We start from the raw sequence: 18,044 nt of genomic DNA on the forward strand, positions 1-18,044 counted from the left end.
TGATAGCTGGTTGTCCTGCTTTTTCAGCTTCGGCTGATGCGACAGACCGCAGCCATCCCATTCATACCTGGCAGCTGGCAAAATCCAGCTGCGCGAACAAAGGTCCCATTATGAAGTCTGATACACACCCGAAGTACGAAGCTGTTGTCTTCAACGACCTGGCCTCCGGCACCAAGTTCCTGACCCGCTCCACCGTGTCTTCCTCGAAGACCATCGAGTGGGAAGACGGCAACACCTACCCGGTCATCGACGTCGAAATCTCTTCCGAGTCCCACCCGTTCTACACGGGCAAGCAGCGCATCATGGACTCTGCAGGCCGCGTCGAGCGCTTCAACGCTCGCTTCAAGGGCTTCGGCGGCAAGAAGTAATTCCTTCGCCAAGCTTGTTTGCAGAAGGCCCGCACCGGAAACGGTGCGGGCCTTCTGCGTTAACCGCGCACCTGCTTTCTGGGGCAGGATGGGAAGCATGAGCGAGTCCGGATTTCCTGCCAATAACGCCGACAGCAACCAGCGCCTGCACGGGGAGTACAAGGTTCCCGGCGGCAAGCTGGTGGTGGTGGACCTGGCGGTGGTGGACGGCGCACTGGCGGACGTCTCCGTCAGCGGCGACTTCTTCCTGGAGCCGGACGAGGCCCTGGAGGACATCAACCGGGCGCTGACCGGGCTTCCGGACACCACACCTGTCGCAGACCTCGCAGCCGCCGTCACAGCCGCCCTGCCGGCCGGAGCCGTGCTGTTCGGCTTCTCCGCGGATGCCGTTGCCGTGACGGTCCGGCGTGCGCTGGCCAAGGCGACCTCCTGGGGAGACCACGAGTGGAACGTCATCGCGCCCACCGTGCTTCCCACGGAAATCAACGTTGCCCTTGACGAGGTGCTCACCGAGGCCGTGGGCTCGGGGGCGCGGACGCCCACCCTGCGGTTCTGGGACTGGCAGGAACCGTCGGTGGTCATCGGCAGCTTCCAGTCGGTGCAGAACGAGGTGGATCCCGAGGGCGTGGCCAGGCACGGCATCAATGTGGTCCGCCGGATCAGCGGCGGGGGAGCGATGTTCATGGAGGCCGGCAACTGCATTACCTACTCGCTCTACCTGCCCCAGACCCTGGTGGACGGACTCAGCTTCGCCGACTCCTACCCGTTCCTTGACGCCTGGGTCATGGCCGCGCTGGAAAAGATCGGCATCAACGCCTTCTACATCCCGCTGAACGACATCGCCACGGACCAGGGAAAGATCGGCGGCGCCGCGCAGAAGCGCCTCGCCAACGGCGGCATGCTGCACCACGTCACCATGAGCTATGACATCGACGCCGACAAGATGGTCGAGGTCCTCCGGATCGGCAAGGAGAAACTGTCCGACAAGGGCACCCGCAGCGCCAAGAAGCGGGTGGATCCGCTCCGCCGCCAGACCGGCCTGGCCCGCACGGCCATCATAGAGGCGATGATCGAGGTCTTCAGCGAGCGTTACGGGGCCACACCATCAACGCTCGCGGGACACGAGCTCGCAGCTGCCGAGGACAAGGTGGCGGCCAAGTTCGGCACCCCGGAATGGCTCCACCGCGTCCCATAGACCCATCGACTGCTGAGTAATTGTCGTTTTGGGCGGGCAAAACGGCAGTTACGGAGCAATCGATGAAGGTACGACGGCGGCCTGTGCCGTGAGTGCGCGCAGCAGCTGGCTGCGCTGCTCCACGATGATCCGGCGCAGTGCGTGCGGGGCGTCCGGGTTGGCGTCCAGCCAGGCATCGGTCCGCCGGACGACGGGGTGGTCTTTGGGTTCCATGCCGTCCGCGAGGTCCTGGGCTGCCGGGTAGAGGCCCCGGACAATCCGGCTGGCGATTTCGATGCTCCGCGCGTCCCACACAGCGCGCAGGCAGTCGAAGTAGGGCTCCACGTAGGGTTCCAGCAGCGCCGGCGGCGCGGTAGTGAAGCCGCTGATGGTGGCGGTCAGAAGCTGGTTGGACAGCCCGGTCCCGTGGACGGCCGCATCCCAGACCGCAGCCTTGACGTCGAGGTCGGGCCGGGACGCCATGGCTGTTGCATGCCCTGCCCTGCCGGAAGCGGTGGTGTCCCGGGCAAGCTCGGCGTCGAGCTCGGCTGCGGACGCTTGGCCATTGGCTGCCAAGGCATGCCAGAGGTGCCAGCGGAGCTCGGCGTCCACCGCCAGCCCCTCGACGGCGGACGTTCCGTCCAGCAGGCCACGGAGCCGGGGGAGCAGGGCACCGTCCTGCCTGCTGAGTGTGCCGAGGGTGCGGGCCCAGGCGAGCTGCTGGTCCGAACCCGGGGCGGCCCGGTCCAGTTCTGCGGCGGCAGCTGCCAGGAAGGATGCGCGCACCCTGCCCCGGGTGGCGGCGGGCGTGTAGCGTTCGACGGCGGTGGTGGCGTTGTCGAGGACGTTCAGGAGTACGCCGATGCCCGTCTCAGCCGCGGCAAAGGCCGTCACGGCGTCCACGTACCTGGACGCCGGGCTTTCGCCGTCCCGCGCCGAGTTCCACAGCGCCGTCCAGCACAGGGCCCGGGCCATGGGATCGGTGATGCGGTCCAGCGATGCACGTACGGCAGCTTCGGACACCGGATCCAGCCGCACCTTCGCGTAGGTCAGGTCGTCATCGTTGACCAGCAGGAGCGCGGGCCGCGGCTGGCCGGCAAGCTGGGGGAGTTCAGTCCGGGCACCGGCCACGTCGGTTTCGATGGTTCCGGTCCGCACCAGGGCCCCGTCGGCGTCGAAGTCGTAGGAACCGACGCGGAGGCGGTGCGGACGCAGCTCTTCCCGTCCGGTGACCGGGTCCACCGCCTCCTGGACAATCGCCACCTGTCCCAGCACGCCGTCGTCGCCCGTTGCTCCTCCCGCCACGGCCGGGTCCTTGGACGAACCGTCCAGGGCAGAAATATCCAGGGACAGCATCGAGATGCCGGACGTCTGCAGCCACTGCCGGGCCCAGCCGGACAGGTCACGGCCCGAGGCCGCATCCAGTGCCGCCAGGAGGTCGGCCAGCGACGTGTTCCCATAGGCGTGCTTCCGGAAGTACTCCCGGGATCCCGCGATGAACGCGTCGAACCCCACGTAGGCCACCAGCTGCTTGAGGACCGAGGCGCCCTTGGCGTAGGTGATGCCGTCGAAGTTCTGCTTGGCCGCTTCAAGGTCGGGGATGTCAGCCACGATGGGATGGGTGGTGGGGAGCTGGTCCTGCACGTAGGCCCAGGCCTTGCGTTTGTTGGCGAAGTTGACCCAGGCGGTATCCCAGTCCGTTGCCCGGTCCACGCCGAGGGTTCCCATGTAATCGGCGAAAGACTCCTTGAGCCAGAGGTCGTCCCACCACTGCATGGTCACCAGGTCGCCGAACCACATGTGCGCCATCTCGTGCATCAGGGTGTTGGCGCGCGCCTGGTACTGCGCGTCCGTGGCGCGGGAGGTGAACACGTAGCTCTCGGTGAACGTCACCAGTCCCGGGTTCTCCATGGCGCCCAGGTTGTACTCGGGCACGAACGCCTGGTCGTACTTGCCCCACGGGTAGGGGTAGTCGAAGAGGCGGTTGAAGAAGTCCAGGCCCTTCTTGGTGAGGGCAAAGAGCTCTTCCGTGTCGAAGGAACCTGCCATCGAGGCGCGGCAGTAGAGGGCCAGCGGGACGTCCAGGCGCGTGCCGTCGTCGAGCGTTGCCTGCCAGCGGTCCTCAGCCCTGAAGTAGGGCCCTGCCAGGATGCTGGTGATGTAGGTGGACATCGGCAGGGTGGTGGCAAAGTCCCAGCAGGCAGTGGCAGGATCGCTGGTCAGCAGGGTACGGCTCACCTCTGCGCCGTTCGAGGCCACCTTCCATTCCGCCGGAGCCATCACGTGGAAGGTGTAGGTTGCCTTCAGGTCGGGCTGTTCGAAGTTGGCGAAGACCCGGCGCGCGTCAGCCGGCTCGTACTGGGTGTACAGGTAGGTCTGGCCGTCGGCGGGGTCAACGAACCGGTGCATGCCTTCGCCGGAGCGGCTGTACAGCGCCGTACCGGTGACGGCCACCTGGTTCTCGGCCCCGAGGTTGTCCAGCCTGATCCGTGCGCCATCCACCACGTCCACCACGGGCAGGCTCTTGCCGTTGAGGATCACGCTGTGGACGCCGCCGCCGATGAAGTCCAGGAAGGTGCTGGAGCCGGGTTCTGCGGTGAAGGTGATGACACTGCGGCTGGTGTAGCCGGGAACCGCCGGATCTGCTGCCTGCCGCACATCGAGCGAGACGTCGTAGCTGGTGGTGCTGATCAGGGCTGAACGTTCGGAGGCTTCGCTGCGCTGCAGATTCTCATGTGACACCCGGCTATCTAATCACGCGGCCGGTGCGTCCGCTCAGCCCGCGATCAGGAAGGCGGCCGCCAGGCCCAGCACGGCAATCAGGAGCCAGGATGCCAGCGCCGCCAGGAGCGCCTGCCCACCTGTATGGAGCAGTGTTCTGATCCTGACGGCCGAGCCCAGCCCGAACAGGGCAGCCCCCAGGAGGACGTCCTGCAAGGTGGCGCCGGTATCCAGCCAGGCCGGGGCCAGCCAGCCGGTGGAGCGCAGGGCCACCATGGCCACGAAGCCCAGCACGAACAGGGGCACCACGGGCGGCATTTTGGACGCGGTGCCGTTGGCGGCGCCCAGGGCGCGCGCTCCGTTCCTGTGGTGCGCGCCGGCTGCGGCAACAACGGGCGCCAGCAGCAGCACCCGGGTGAGCTTGACGACGACGGCGATCGCCAGGGCAGCGGTCCCGGCGGTTTGCGCCGTGGCCACCACCTGGCCCACGTCGTGCACGGACGCGCCGGTCCAGGCACCGAACACCGTGGCCGTGAGGCCCAGGGGGTGCGCGAGAAGGGGCAGGACGCCGATGGCGAGCGTTCCGCAGAGCGTTACCAAGGCCACCGGCAGGACAGTTTCGGCGTGCCGGATGCGGCGGACGGCGGCCATGGCGCCGATGGCCGACGCGCCGCAGATGGAAAACCCGGTGGCCACCAGGAGCGAGGTCACCGGCGGGAGGCGGAACAGCCGCGAGATTGCATAGGTGCCGCCGAAGCTGGCCGCGACGACGCCCACGATCAGGACCAGGGCCGGCCACCCGAGGTTGAGGACATCCATGACGCTGACTTTCAGGCCCAGCAGCACGATCCCGCCGCGCATCAGATGCTTCCCCGCGAAGTCGAGCCCTGCACGGGCCCGGCCACCGGTCCAGCTGCCGGCACCGGGCAGGTTGGCGGCCAGGACACCCAGCACCACAGCCATGGTCATCGCAGGCAATGCCGGCAGGAGCCCGTGCACCAGGAAGGCCCCTGCCACGGCGGCCGCCGCCGTCAATAGGCCCGGAACCAACCGCGCCACATGGGCCCGGAAACTGCCGTGGCCCGGCACGGGGAGGCTTCTGCTGCTTGGCACTCACCTACTGTGCCCGAAGAGGCCAGTAAAGTACGAACCGGGCTGCCGGCGACAACACGCCAGAATGGATGGCAGTAATGAACTCGAAACAAAAAGATGGTTGGCTATTGGACATGTCAGACCTATTCCAGGATTACTCCGAGGCCGCGGGCCGCACCGGAGCCTACGACGAGATGTTTGCCCCCGGGCAACAGGCCAGGGACTCGTACGGGCAGGTGGCGGAGGCGCTCCGGAAGCTCTCCCTGGCGGATGTGAGCGCACGCGCCGACTCCATGGCCCGCACCTTCCTGGACCGCGGGGTGACATTCGACTACGCGGGCGAGGAACGGCCCTTCCCCCTCGACATCGTGCCCCGTGTCATCCCCGCAGCTGAGTGGGATGTCCTGGAACGCGGCGTGGCGCAGCGCGTCCGCGCCTTGGAAGCGTTCCTGAACGACGTCTACGACAAGATGACCGTGGTCTCCGACGGCGTGATTCCCCGCCAGCTCGTGACCACCAGCGCCCACTTCCACCGGCAGGTCCACGGCTTTGAACCCGCCGGCGGGGTGCGGGTCCACATCTCCGGCATCGACGTCGTCCGCGACGCCGCCGGCACCTTCCGGGTCCTGGAGGACAACGTCCGCGTCCCCTCCGGCGTCAGCTACGTGCTGGAAAACCGGCGCGCCATGGCGAAGGGCCTGCCTGAGGCATTCGGCCAGCAGCTCATCCGGCCCGTGGAAGAGTACCCGCGGCGGCTGCTCTCGGCCCTGCGCAAAACCGCGCCCGCCGGCGTTGACGATCCCACCGTCGTCGTCCTGACCCCCGGCGTGTTCAACAGCGCCTACTTCGAGCACACCCTGCTGGCCGGCCTCATGGGCGTGGAACTGGTGGAGGGCCGCGACCTCATCTGCCGTGGAAACCGCGTGTACATGCGCACCACGGCCGGCGAGCAGCGCGTGGACGTCATCTACAAGCGGATCGACGACGACTTCCTGGACCCGCTGCAGTTCCGGTCCGACTCGATGCTTGGCTGCCCCGGGCTGGTCAACGCCGCCCGTGCCGGCGGCGTCACCATCGCCAACGCGGTGGGCAATGGCGTGGCAGACGACAAACTGGTTTACAGTTACGTGCCTGACCTGATCCGCTACTACCTCAGCGAGGAGCCCATTATCGCCAACGTGGACACCTTCCGCCTCGAGGAGAAGGAGGCCCGGGAGTACACCCTGGACAACCTGGCGGAACTGGTGGTTAAGCCGGTGGACGGCTCCGGCGGCAAGGGCCTGGTCATCGGCCCGGATGCCTCCAGGGACGAACTGGACGCCCTCCGCCAGCGGATCATCTCCGATCCCCGCGGCTGGATCGCCCAGCCGGTGCTGCAGCTCTCCACGGTTCCCACCCTGGGTGGTGACAAGTTCGGTCCGCGCCACGTGGACCTGCGGCCCTTCGCCGTGAACGACGGCGATGACGTCTGGGTGCTCCCGGGCGGCCTGACCCGCGTTGCGCTCAAGGAAGGGTCCCTGATCGTAAACTCCAGCCAGGGCGGCGGATCCAAGGACACCTGGGTCCTTGCCGACTCACCCCAGATGCCGGTGGAGACCGTTCCACGCCAGTCCGTCACGGTCCGGGAACGCGTCTCGGTGTGGCCAGTGGAAAGCAACTGGCGCGACCGCCAGTCGGAGCAGCAGCAGTGAGCCCGGCACGTGAAGACGTCGCCGCCGTCGCACCTTTCTTTGACAACGTTCCGGGCGCGCAGGAGGTAGCCGCGAATGCTTAGCCGTATTGCCGAGTCCCTTTTTTGGATCGGCCGCTATGTGGAGCGGGCGGACGGTACCGCCCGCATTCTGGATGTCCACCTGGAACGCCTCAACCACCTCCCCATGGAGGAGCGGAAGAGCGTGGCGCAGGAACTCCTGGCCGTCATGGGCGCCAAGCCGCAAAGCGAGGATTTCGGGCTGCCGGAACTGCTTCACGCCCTGGCCTATGACAAGACCAGCGCCACGTCCATTGCCGGTTCCCTGGGTGCCGCCCGCGAGAACGCCCGCCGTGCCCGCGAGACTGTGTCCTCCGGGCTGTGGGAAAGCCTGAACACCACCTACTACGGGCTGAGCCAGCACCGCAAGGACGTGGTGGGCACCTACCGGTTCTGCAACTGGACCCTGGAGCGCACCGCCATGGTCAGCGGCCTTGCCGACACCACCGTGAGCCACGACGAGAGCTGGCTCTTCCTGGTCCTGGGCCGTTCGCTGGAACGTGCCGACATGACGGCCCGGATGCTCTCCACCAGGGACGTCCTGTCCGCAGGCATGTCCTGGGTGAACATGCTCCGGTGCGCCGGCGCGTACGAATCCTTCCTCCGCACCCGCCGCGCTGCGTTCGGAGACCAGCACGCTGCAGAATTCCTGCTCCTGGACCGGCTGTTCCCGCGGTCCATCGTCTATGCCCTGCGGGACGCGGACGAATGCCTGGCTAAACTCGACCCGTCCGCCCAGCGCGTGGGTTTCATCAACGATGCCCGCCGGATCGTGGGCCAGGCCCGGACCTTCCTCGAGTTCCATCGCACGGACGACCTCATGTCCGAACTGCCGGAGCACATGGAGCGGGTGCAGAAGGCGGTGTCCCAGGCCTCGGACGCCATTTCCCGTAAGTACTTCAATCAGGCGGACGAACTTGCCTGGGTGGGAGAAGTGTCATGACCCGGTTGAGCATCGTCCACAGGACGGCCTACAAGTACAACAAGCGGGTAACGCTGTCCTACAACGAGGCACGGATGACCCCGCTGACGGATTCACAGCAGGTGGTCCTGGAGTCCGTGGTGAAGGTCTCCCCGTCGCAGGCGGCAGTGAGCACCTACCGCGACTACTGGGGGACCAGGGTCACGGCCTTTGACATGCAGATGCCGCACGAAAACCTTGAGGTGGTCTCCAACATCACCGTCGAGGTGCACCGGGCGGAGAAGATCCCCGCGGAGGCAGACATCGTGGGCTGGGATGAACTGGCATCGCCGGAGACGCTTGATGCGTTCAGCGACTGGCTGCCGCAGTCCCGGCTGAGCGGTCCGGGCGACGAGGTCCTGGGCATCATCCCCGGCGTCGTGGCAGGGAAAAATCCGCACGAGGCTGCCATGGCGGTCTTCGCCTGGATGCGCGGGGAGATGACCTACATGTCCGGGTCCACTGCCGTCACCACCAACGCGGAGGAAGCCTGGGGCCAGCGCAAGGGGGTGTGCCAGGACCTGGCGCACCTGGCCATCGGTGCACTGCGCAGCTGCGGCATTCCGGCGCGCTATGTCTCCGGCTACCTGCACCCGCGCTCCAGCGCCGGAATCGGCGAGACCGTGGCCGGGCAGTCGCACGCGTGGCTTGAATGGTGGGACGGGGACTGGCGCAGCTGGGACCCCACCAACCACAAACCCGCCGGTGACTTCCATGTCACGGTGGCCAGGGGCCGCGACTACCGGGATGTGCCCCCGCTGAAGGGCATCCTGTCCGGCGGCGGCGGCTCCGCCCTGAAAGTCAGCGTGGAGATCACCCAGCTCGCCTGACGCGCCAGGTTCCCCGGCCTCCGTGGCCGGGGAACCCGCCGTCGGCCTATTCCTGGGACGCTTTGGCGGAGCCGCTGATCTGCGTCCACCACGTCATCGGATCGGTGACCTTGAAGCGGCGGCCCGTGACGCTGTCCGGGGTGATGCGCACGAACGCATCCTTCCGTCCCGCCTGCCAGGGGAAGAGGTACAGCCGGGAAGTCTCCAGCACTTCCTCAGTGCTCTTGACCAGGGCGGCGGTGCCCTTGATGACCACGCTCCACGCCAGGCCCGTATCAGGGTCCACGCCGTCCGCCTCCACCGCCACGGGGGCGTCGCCGGAGGCCGCCGACAGCTTGGTGCCCTGGCTGGTGCGGAAGACCAGCGTGCCGCCGTCCACGGTGAAGTTCACCGGGAAGATGTCAGGCCGGCCCTCTGCAAGGACCGCCAGCCTGCCCACGGACACCGTCCGCAGCAACGCCCAGCATTCGTGGTGTTCGAGATTCTGCACTTGGGTGGATGACTCGTTGCTCATGCCGTGAGCATACCCCGCATCACCAGGGGCTGGGCTTGTAATCCTTCAGGAAGACGCCGTACTGGTCCTCGCCCTTTTCACCCATGACGATCGGATCGTAGACCCGCGCCGCACCGTCCACCAGGTCGAGGGGCGCGTGGAAGCCTTCCTCCATGAGCCGGACCTTGGTGAAGTGCGGGCGCTCGTCCGTGATCCAGCCGGTATCCACCGCCGTCATCAGGATGCCGTCCGCGTCCAGCATCTCCTGCGCGCTGGTGCGGGTCATCATGTTCAGCGCCGCCTTGGCCATGTTGGTGTGCGGGTGGCCGGGGCCCTTGTAGGCGCGGGAGAACTGTCCCTCCATGGCGGAGACGTTCACGATGTACTTGCGCCGCGCCGTGGACCGCTTCATGGCGCCCCGGAGCCGGCTGACCAGCAGGAAGGGGGCGGTGACGTTGCAGAGCTGCACCTCGAGCATCTCCAGGGGATCCACTTCGTCCAGCACCTGCGTCCAGCTGTTGATCGTGGCAAGGTCCGGGACCAGGCCACCCGCGTCAATCGCGGTTCCGGAGGCGATGCGCTCCAGCGACGCAGACCCGGTGGACAGCGCCAGAGAGGTGATCGCGTCGCCGGCCAGGACCGGGTGTTCGGTGACGCTGCCGGCAAGGGCCAAGGGGTGCTTGTCATGGGCGTGGCCGAACGTCAGGAGCTCAGGGCCACCGTTGGCCTGCTCCAGGGCCGCCGGAAGCGGCTCGTCCTCTGCGTCCACCAGCGGCTTGTAGGCGTTGCCGGACCGGCGCACGGTCTGGGCCGCGTTGTTGATGATGATGTCCAGCGGGCCGGCCTGGTCGAGTGAGTCGGTCAGGGCCATGACCTGGGCGGGATCACGCAGGTCGATCCCCACGATGCGGAGCCGGTGCAGCCAGTCCCCGCTGTCTTCCATCGCCGCGAAGCGCCGGGCAGCGTCCTTGGGGAACCGGGTGGTGATAGTGGTGTGGGCCCCGTCGCGCAGCAGCCGGAGCGCAATGTACATCCCGATCTTGGCCCGCCCTCCGGTCAGCAGGGCCCGGCGGCCGGTGAGGTCGGTCCGGGCGTCACGCTTGCTGTGGCTGAAGGCCGCGCATTCCGGGCACAGCTGGTGATAAAAGGCATCCACCTGGGTGTAGTGCTGCTTGCAGATGTAGCAGGGGCGGGACCGGAGGAGGTGTCCGGCGATCTTTCCGGTGGCGGATGGTGCCAGCTTGTTGCCGCGGGTCTCGTCATCGATCCGGTCCGGGGCGGCGGTGGCGGTCTGGGCAATCACTGCGCGGTCAGCCTCGGCGATGGAATCACGCTTCGTGACCCTGCGGTGACGCTTGACGGCCTTGAACATCTTCCCCGTGGCGCGGCGCACCGCGACATAGTCCGGGTGCTCCTCGTCGTAGGCATGGATGGTGTTCAGGACCTTGAGGCAGGCCTGGATGTCCTCAGGGGTCAGATCGGGGGAGCTCATTGGGAAAATTTTACAGCGTACGCCGCAGGCCGGGGCACCACGGGTGGCGCCCCGGCCTGCGGGTGGCGTGGGGAATATCTACCTGCGGATCACCGCAGCCGGGCGGCCGGTGCGGCCTCAGCCGCGGCGGCGGCATGCGTTCCGGCCACCTTGTCCGCAGCCTCGCGGACGCCGGCGTACTGCTCCGCAGCAGCCTTGATGGCGTTCGGCAGGACGCTCAGGTGGCTGGCGGCGAGCTTGCGTTCCTCCTCGCCCGGTTCCGGGACTTCCTGGCCCTTGGCCAGGACGGTGATTCCGGACTCGGTGACCTTGAACCCGCGCGCCCTGTCCAGGTCAGGGTCCAGGCCGATGGCCGCACCGGCAGGGACCTTGACGTTCTTGTCCAGGATGGCGCGGTTGATGACTGCCCCTTCACCCACCTGCACCTTGTCCATCAGGACAGAATCGATGACCCGGCCGCTGGTGGCGACGTAGACGTCGTTGGACAGGACCGAGCCCTCCACCACGCCGCCGGAGATCACCACGCCGTTGGCCACGATGGAGTCCAGCGCCGTGCCGACGGTGTTGTTCTTGCCGCGGACGAACTTGGCCGGCGGGGAAATGCTCTGCCGGGTGTAGATGGGCCACTCGGAGTTGTAGAGGTTGAAGACCGGCAGCGGGGAGATGAGGTCCATGTGGGCGTCATAGAAGGAGTCGATGGTGCCCACGTCGCGCCAGTAGGTGCGGTCCCGCTCGGTGGAGCCCGGGATGTCGTTGAGCGTGAAGTCGTAGACGCCGGCCTCGCCCCTGTTGACGAAGTAGGGGATGATGTCCCCGCCCATGTCGTGCTTGGTGTCCAGGCGTTCGGCGTCCACGTGCAGCGCGGCCACCAGGGCGTCGGCGTCGAACACGTAGTTGCCCATGGAAGCCAGGAACTGGGAGGGGTCGGCAGCGAGCCCGGGCGTGCTGGAGGGCTTCTCCACGAACGCGGCGATCTTCTGGGAGTCGTTCTGGTCCACTTCGATCACGCCGAACTGGTCGGCCATGTGCAGCGGCTGCCGGACGGCCGCCACGGTGGCCTTGGCGCCGCTGCGGACGTGCTGGTCCACCATCTGGGCGAAGTCCATGCGGTACACGTGGTCCGCGCCCACCACGACGACGATGTCGGGGTTGGCGTCATGGATCAGGTTCAGGGACTGGTAGATGGCGTTGGCGCTGCCCAGGAACCAGCTCTTGCCGACGCGCTGCTGTGCGGGGACGGAGGCGACGTAGTTGCCGAGCTGGGTGGACATCCGCCATGCTTCGGAAATATGCCGGTCGAGGCTATGGGATTTGTATTGGGTGAGGACCACAATCTGCAGGTAACGCGAATTCACCAGGTTGGAAATCGCAAAATCGATCAGGCGGTAACTGCCGGCGAAGGGCACGGCGGGCTTGGCCCGGTCTGCCGTCAGTGGCATCAGTCTGTTTCCCTCGCCACCTGCGAGGACAATGGCCAGGACTTTTTTGGTCAACGGCATAATGGTCGCTCCTGTACGCCTTCGTAACTCCCCAAGACAGTCCGGTAGGCCCGGACTCCTTCACACTAGAACAGTTATCCGTGAACGACTACCTTGGGTCTTGTGCGAATAGACATTGTGACTAAAGAGTTCCCGCCGGAGATCTACGGTGGCGCCGGGGTGCATGTAGCCGAATTGAGCAGGGTGCTTAGTAAGCACGTTGACCTGCAGGTTCGTGCTTTCGGTGCTCCCCGCGATGCTGACTACCACGGAGCAACCGTGACCTCCTACCAGATTCCCGAGGATCTGGGCGGGGCCAACGCCGCGGTGCAGACCCTGGGTGTGGACCTGCGCATTGTGCCGGATGTACAGGGCGCCGACCTGGTCCATTCGCATACCTGGTACGCCAACATGGCCGGCCACCTGGCCTCCCTGCTGCACGGAATTCCGCACGTTCTCAGTGCCCACAGCCTCGAGCCGCTGCGGCCCTGGAAGGCCGAGCAGCTGGGCGGCGGCTACGCCCTCTCCTCCTGGGTGGAGAAGACGGCCTACGAGGCCGCGGCGGCGATCATCGCCGTGTCCGAGGGCATGCGCCAGGACATCCTGCGCAGCTACCCCAACGTTGACCCGGACAAGGTCCGCGTGGTCCACAACGGCATCGACGTGGAACTGTGGCAGCGTGATGAAAACGACGACGCCGTCCGCGCCCTGGGCATCGACCCCGCCAAACCGAGCGTCGTCTTTGTGGGAAGAAACACACGCCAAAAGGGCGTTCCCTACCTCCTCCGGGCGGCAGCGAAACTTCCGGCTGACGTCCAGCTGGTCCTGTGCCTGGGCGCTGCGGACACCCCGGAACTGGCGGCCGAAACCGCCGCGCTCATTGAGGAACTGCAGAAGCAGCGCACGGGCGTGGTGCTGATTGAACGGATGCTGCCGCGCCACGAGCTGATCCAGGTCCTCAGCCACGCCACGGCCTTCGCCTGCCCGTCCATCTATGAGCCGCTTGGCATCGTCAACCTGGAAGCCATGGCCTGCGGCGCCGCGGTGGTGGCCAGTGCCACCGGCGGCATCCCCGAGGTGGTCCAGCACGGTGAAACTGGCCTGCTGGTGGATCTGGAACAGGTCACCGATGGCACCGGGACGCCCCTGGACCCGGAGAAGTTTGTCGCGGAGTTCGCAGCCGCCCTCACCGAAGTGGTGTCCGATCCCGCACGTGCCCGGGCCATGGGGAAGGCAGGCCGCGAGCGCGCCGAAAAGCACTTCTCGTGGGAATCAATCACGGAAACCACCCTTGAGGTGTACCGCTCGGTGCTGCCTGCCGGAGCCTGAGCGTCCCGGCAGTAGAAGCCACGATGGCGCCGCTCCCTTTGGCAGGGAGCGGCGCCGTCGTTGTTTGCCCGGTTAGTGGTGTCCGCCGGGGTCAGGCCTTCCGGCCCGCGGCCCTGGCAATCAGGACCTTCTCGTCAACCGGTTCCTGCCCGCTGGCGCGCTCAGCGCGGAAGTGCGCACGCGCCTCGTCCTGGCGGCTCTTTTCGGCGCCCGTGGCGATGGCCGCCCGGACGTGCTCGTCGCCGTACCCGAAGGCCTCCACGAGGTCCAGGGCGTGCGGGCGGATTTTCTCCAGCAACCTGTTGATGTAGCCGCCCACTGTGCGGGCCCGCTGCATGGAGAGGCGGCCGTTCATGAGGTACCAGGACAGGTTCTTCTCAATCAGGGACAGGCCGAAGAGGTCACGCAGCCAGGTAAGGACTGTCCTGGTTTCCGCATCTTCCACCTCGCGGAGGGCGTCCGTGAACGCCTCCCACTGCAGCAGTTCAGCGTGCGCCTGGGCGGCGTCGATGAGTTCATTCTGGTGTCGGTTGAACAGGGCCGCGCCTTTGTCCTGCGACAGGCGCTTGCTGCCCTTCAAAGCAGCACCGGCCTCAGCCACCATGGTCTGGACCCGGTCCGTGAGCAGGGCGCGCTGGCCTTCCTCGTCGCGGAGGGCGATTGCGGCCTTCTGGACCGACCCCGTGTCAGCCATGAACTGGGCCACCTGGCGCAGGCCGGTGCGGTGCACAGCGGCGCCCGCGGCCTGGTTCACCACATAACGGGCCAGCACGCCGAAGTCCACGTTACGGAACTCCTTGGCGTAGTCGGCCAGCAGGCGCTTGGCCACCAACTGGAGCAGCACGGTGTTGTCTCCCTCGAAGGTGACGTAAACGTCGAGGTCGGCGCGCAACGAGGCGAACCGGTTTTCGATCAGGAAGCCGGCACCGCCGCAGGCTTCACGGCATTCCTGCAGGGTGTCCAGGGCGTGCCAGGTACTGAGGGGCTTCAGCGCTGCGGCCAGGGTTTCCAGGTCCTGGCGGTCTGCGTCGGTGTCGTGGGCGCCGGAGAAGACGTCGTCGAACTTCTGCAGCAGCTGCTCGTGCGCAAAGCTGGCCGCGTAGGTGGCGGCCAGGCGGGTGAACAGGCGCCGCTGGTGCCGCTGGTAGTCGAGCAGGACTTCTTCCTCGGTGTGCGAGGACGCGTTGAACTGGCGGCGTTCGGTGGCGTACTGGATGGCGGCTTTCAGTGCCACCTTGGAGGCGGCCACGGCTGCGCCGTCCAGTGACACGCGGCCCTGGACCAGGGTGCCCAGCATCGTGAAAAAGCGCCGGCCGGGGCTGGCGATGGGCGATGTGTAGGTTCCGTCTGCGTCGACGTTGCCGTACCGGTTCAGGAGGTTGGTCCGGGGGACGCGGACGTTGTCGAAGTGCAGCCGGCCGTTGTCGATGCCGTTCAGGCCGCCCTTGACGCCGTCGTCCTCCCCGCCGATGCCGGGCAGGAACTCCTTGGTCTCCGGATCCCGCAGGTCCACGTAGAAGGCGTGGACGCCGTGGTTGACACCGCGGGTGACCAGCTGGGCGAAGACAACGGCGCCGAGTCCGTCATTGGCCGCGTTGCCGATGTAGTCCTTCCAGGCGGCGCGGAACGGGGTGTGGATGATGAACTCTTCGGAGGCGGGCTCGTAGGTTGCAGTGGTGGCAATGCTTGCCACATCGGAGCCGTGGCCGGTCTCGGTCATGGCGAAGCAGCCGGGGATTTCCAGGCTCATGATTCCGGGCAACCACTTGGTGTGGTGTTCTGCGGTCCCCAGGTGCATCACGGCGGATCCGAAAAGTCCCCACTGGACCCCCGCCTTGATCTGCAGGGACGGGTCTGCCACCACCAGCTCCTCGAAGCCGGCGACGTTGCCGCCGTGGTCGTCGGAGCCGCCGAGCTCCGACGGGAAGGCGCGGTGCACGGCTTCATTGTCCACGAGGTACTTGAGTTGGCCGAAGACGCGGGCACGGTGTTCGGTGTGCGTCAGGCCTTCGATCTTGTGCAGTTCGGGCCTGGCGGCCAGATCCCGTGCCTGCAGCCGGACATCGGCCCACTTGCCCAGGAGTTGCCGGCCCAATGCCTCGACGTCGACGGCGGGCTCGGGGCTTTCGTCCAGGGGCTTGGCTGCAGGGGTTGCGGCGGGGCGGAGACCCTTGCGCGCGGGGCGGTCCACTACGTCAGTCATGTCACAGTCCTTCTTTGGCGGATAACTTGGTGGTCGGTGAAGCGGGGGTGAGTTCGGGGACGATGCCCACGCACAGCCATGCGGTGATCTGGCGGGCCATGGTCTCCTGGTCTGGTTTGGCAGGGGAGTCCGGGGTGCTTAGCCATTGTTCGCCGGCATTCCGGACCAGGCCGATTGCCGCCTTTGGCCAATAGCCGATGACGGTTTCCCTGACATCGCCGAGGTGTGACCGCATGGGGGTGGCGATCATGTCCGCGATGGCGTCGAAAAAGGGGCCTAGCGGTCCGCCGGGCGCAGCAGGGTGCGCGGGGGCGGCGGTATCACCTGGCGCGTAGCTGGTGACAAAGGTGTAGACGTTGGGGCTGGTATCGGCCATCTGGAGGTAGGCCGAAACCATGGCGAGCAGGCCCTCCCGGGGCGTGAGGGCGCTTTGGGCGGCCTCCTGGATGCGGTGCTGCATCTGGCTGAGCACCACCTCACCCACCGCCTGCTGCAGCCCTGCCTTGTCCCCGAAGTAACGGTAGAAGACCGACTTCGACGTTCCGGCCGCTGTGGCGATGTCCTCCATGGAAGCGTCGCTGCCCAGGACGTGCACCGCGCGGCGGGCCTGCTTGATAAGTTCCCTGCGCCGTTCCTCCCGGTGGCTCTGCCAGCGGGATGAACGCCCGTCGGAGCTCGCCGGCGTGGGCAGTTCGATGGTCAGGGGGGAGTGCGTGTCCTGAAGGTTCACGATACCCAGCGTATCAGGTACGCTGGGTATCGGTAACCACTTGTGACCAGAGGAGCCCTCCATGTCCACAGAAGGACAGTCCATCCCCGCAGGCGGATCAGCCACGCCTGCCGTGCCTTCAACCCGCAGGGCGGTGATCGTCGGCGGCAACAGGATCCCGTTCGCCCGGGCCGGGGGAGCGTACGCCAAATCCTCCAACCAGGACATGCTGACGGCGGCCCTCGATGGCCTGATCGCCCGCTTCGGCCTCCAGGACGAACGCATTGGCCAGGTGGCGGCGGGCGCGGTACTCAAGCACTCGCGTGACTTCAACCTCACCCGCGAAGCCGTTTTGGGATCGGCGCTCTCTGCCGAAACTCCCGTGTACGACCTCCAGCAGGCGTGCGCCACAGGCCTTGAAACCGTGGTTGGCCTGGCCAACAAGATCAAGCTTGGACAGATTGATTCCGCCATTGCCGGCGGCGTCGACTCCGCGTCCGATGCGCCCGTGGTGGTCAGCGAGGGGCTCCGCGAGGTCGTCCTGGACCTTCACCGGGCCAAAACCCTTCCCCAGCGGCTCCAGATCCTCAGCCGGCTCCGACCCAAGGACCTGGCCCCTTTGGCCCCGGGCACAGGGGAGCCGCGGACCGGCCTGTCCATGGGCGAGCACCAGGCCCTGACCACTGCACAGTGGAAGATCTCCCGGGAAGCGCAGGACGAGCTGGCATTGAACAGCCACCACAACCTTGCTGCCGCCTACGACTCCGGGTTCTTCGACGACCTGATGACCCCCTACCGGGGACTGACGCGCGACGGGAACCTGCGGGCCGACACTTCACTGGAGAAACTCGCCTCGCTGAAGCCGGTCTTCGGCCGCAACCTTGGCGCAGACGCCACCATGACAGCGGGGAACTCCACTCCTCTGACCGACGGTGCTTCCACGGTGCTGCTGGCCTCCGACGAATGGGCTGATGCCCGCGACCTGCCCAAGCTGGCAGCCGTGGTGGACGCCGAAGCTGCCGCGGTTGATTTTGTCCACGGCAAGGACGGGCTTCTCATGGCTCCCGTGTTCGCCGTGCCCAGGCTCCTCGCCCGGCAAAACCTGACGCTGGCCGACTTCGATTACTTCGAGATCCATGAAGCATTTGCCGCCACCGTCCTCAGTACCCTTGCAGCATGGGAGGACGACGAGTTCGGACGCACCCGCCTCGGCCTTGAGGGTGCGTTGGGCAGCATCGACCGTTCCCGCCTCAACGTCAACGGGTCTTCGCTGGCAGCAGGCCACCCCTTTGCTGCCACCGGTGGCCGCATCGTAGGCACCCTGGCCAAGATGCTCCACGCCAAGGCTGCTTCCACGGGGCGGCCGGCGCGGGGCCTGGTGTCCGTATGCGCGGCCGGCGGCCAGGGCGTCGTCGCGATCCTGGAATCCCTGTAGGAGGCGGCT

14 protein-coding genes are annotated in these 18,044 nt (G+C 66.8%); 7 read left to right on the plus strand and 7 right to left on the minus strand.

Features of this window, described 5'->3' with window-relative positions; translation table 11 throughout:
* Positions 1-110: 110 nt before the first annotated feature.
* Together AB0280_RS02715 and AB0280_RS02720 are read left to right on the plus strand one after the other, a co-directional pair.
* Positions 111-368 carry a type B 50S ribosomal protein L31 gene (locus AB0280_RS02715; protein WP_018761303.1) on the plus strand — a complete coding sequence of 86 codons (258 nt, stop codon included), beginning with the start codon at positions 111-113 and terminating at the stop codon, positions 366-368.
* Between the two features lie 88 nt (positions 369-456).
* Complete coding sequence (locus AB0280_RS02720; RefSeq protein WP_425328575.1) at positions 457-1,563, plus strand: lipoate--protein ligase family protein; 1,107 nt, start codon at positions 457-459, stop codon at positions 1,561-1,563.
* Positions 1,564-1,611: 48 nt separating this feature from the next.
* Here AB0280_RS02720 and pepN read toward each other — a convergent pair whose 3' ends face one another.
* Complete coding sequence (gene pepN, locus AB0280_RS02725) at positions 1,612-4,284, minus strand: aminopeptidase N (protein ID WP_366366133.1); 2,673 nt, start codon at positions 4,282-4,284, stop codon at positions 1,612-1,614.
* 33 nt (positions 4,285-4,317) lie between these two features.
* Positions 4,318-5,376: a YeiH family protein gene (locus tag AB0280_RS02730; RefSeq protein ID WP_366366134.1), complete on the minus strand. Its 1,059-nt coding sequence runs from the start codon at positions 5,374-5,376 to the stop codon at positions 4,318-4,320.
* Positions 5,377-5,489: 113 nt separating this feature from the next.
* Between AB0280_RS02730 and AB0280_RS02735 the strand changes: the two genes are divergently transcribed.
* The 3 genes from AB0280_RS02735 to AB0280_RS02745 all read left to right on the plus strand — a co-directional run bounded on the left by AB0280_RS02735 (position 5,490) and on the right by AB0280_RS02745 (position 8,896).
* Positions 5,490-7,046, plus strand: a complete 1,557-nt coding sequence (locus tag AB0280_RS02735; RefSeq protein WP_159632017.1) for a circularly permuted type 2 ATP-grasp protein — start codon at positions 5,490-5,492, stop codon at positions 7,044-7,046.
* A 75-nt stretch (positions 7,047-7,121) separates the two neighbouring features.
* Entirely contained in the window at positions 7,122-8,048 is a 927-nt protein-coding gene (locus AB0280_RS02740) for an alpha-E domain-containing protein (protein WP_141160461.1), read from the plus strand.
* A complete protein-coding gene (locus AB0280_RS02745; protein WP_159632016.1) occupies positions 8,045-8,896 on the plus strand; it encodes a transglutaminase family protein in 852 nt (283 codons plus the stop codon). Before AB0280_RS02740 ends, AB0280_RS02745 begins: the two co-directional genes overlap by 4 nt.
* A gap of 46 nt (positions 8,897-8,942) precedes the next feature.
* Here AB0280_RS02745 and AB0280_RS02750 read toward each other — a convergent pair whose 3' ends face one another.
* From AB0280_RS02750 to glgC, 3 genes are all read right to left on the minus strand, one after another.
* A complete protein-coding gene (locus AB0280_RS02750) occupies positions 8,943-9,410 on the minus strand; it encodes a pyridoxamine 5'-phosphate oxidase family protein (protein ID WP_366366135.1) in 468 nt (155 codons plus the stop codon).
* Between the two features lie 19 nt (positions 9,411-9,429).
* Positions 9,430-10,881, minus strand: a complete 1,452-nt coding sequence (locus AB0280_RS02755; protein WP_224026071.1) for an SDR family NAD(P)-dependent oxidoreductase — start codon at positions 10,879-10,881, stop codon at positions 9,430-9,432.
* Positions 10,882-10,970: 89 nt separating this feature from the next.
* Positions 10,971-12,380 (minus strand): glucose-1-phosphate adenylyltransferase, encoded by a 1,410-nt coding sequence (gene glgC, locus AB0280_RS02760; protein WP_159632014.1) that lies wholly within the window; start codon positions 12,378-12,380, stop codon positions 10,971-10,973.
* A 102-nt stretch (positions 12,381-12,482) separates the two neighbouring features.
* Here glgC and glgA point away from each other — a divergent pair, with 102 nt between their 5' ends.
* Positions 12,483-13,688, plus strand: coding sequence for a glycogen synthase (glgA, locus tag AB0280_RS02765; RefSeq protein ID WP_366366136.1), 1,206 nt, complete (start codon positions 12,483-12,485; stop codon positions 13,686-13,688).
* A gap of 91 nt (positions 13,689-13,779) precedes the next feature.
* Here the strand turns inward: glgA and AB0280_RS02770 are convergent, their stop codons facing one another.
* A complete protein-coding gene (locus AB0280_RS02770; RefSeq protein ID WP_366366137.1) occupies positions 13,780-15,891 on the minus strand; it encodes an acyl-CoA dehydrogenase in 2,112 nt (703 codons plus the stop codon).
* A 1-nt stretch (position 15,892) separates the two neighbouring features.
* Positions 15,893-16,621, minus strand: coding sequence for a TetR/AcrR family transcriptional regulator (locus AB0280_RS02775; RefSeq protein WP_224026075.1), 729 nt, complete (start codon positions 16,619-16,621; stop codon positions 15,893-15,895).
* Between the two features lie 61 nt (positions 16,622-16,682).
* Between AB0280_RS02775 and AB0280_RS02780 the strand changes: the two genes are divergently transcribed.
* Complete coding sequence (locus AB0280_RS02780) at positions 16,683-18,035, plus strand: acetyl-CoA C-acetyltransferase (RefSeq protein WP_275180106.1); 1,353 nt, start codon at positions 16,683-16,685, stop codon at positions 18,033-18,035.
* Positions 18,036-18,044 lie beyond the last annotated feature (9 nt).

Source organism: Pseudarthrobacter sp. 902506025 (genome assembly GCF_040702325.1).
Lineage (GTDB): Bacteria > Actinomycetota > Actinomycetes > Actinomycetales > Micrococcaceae > Arthrobacter.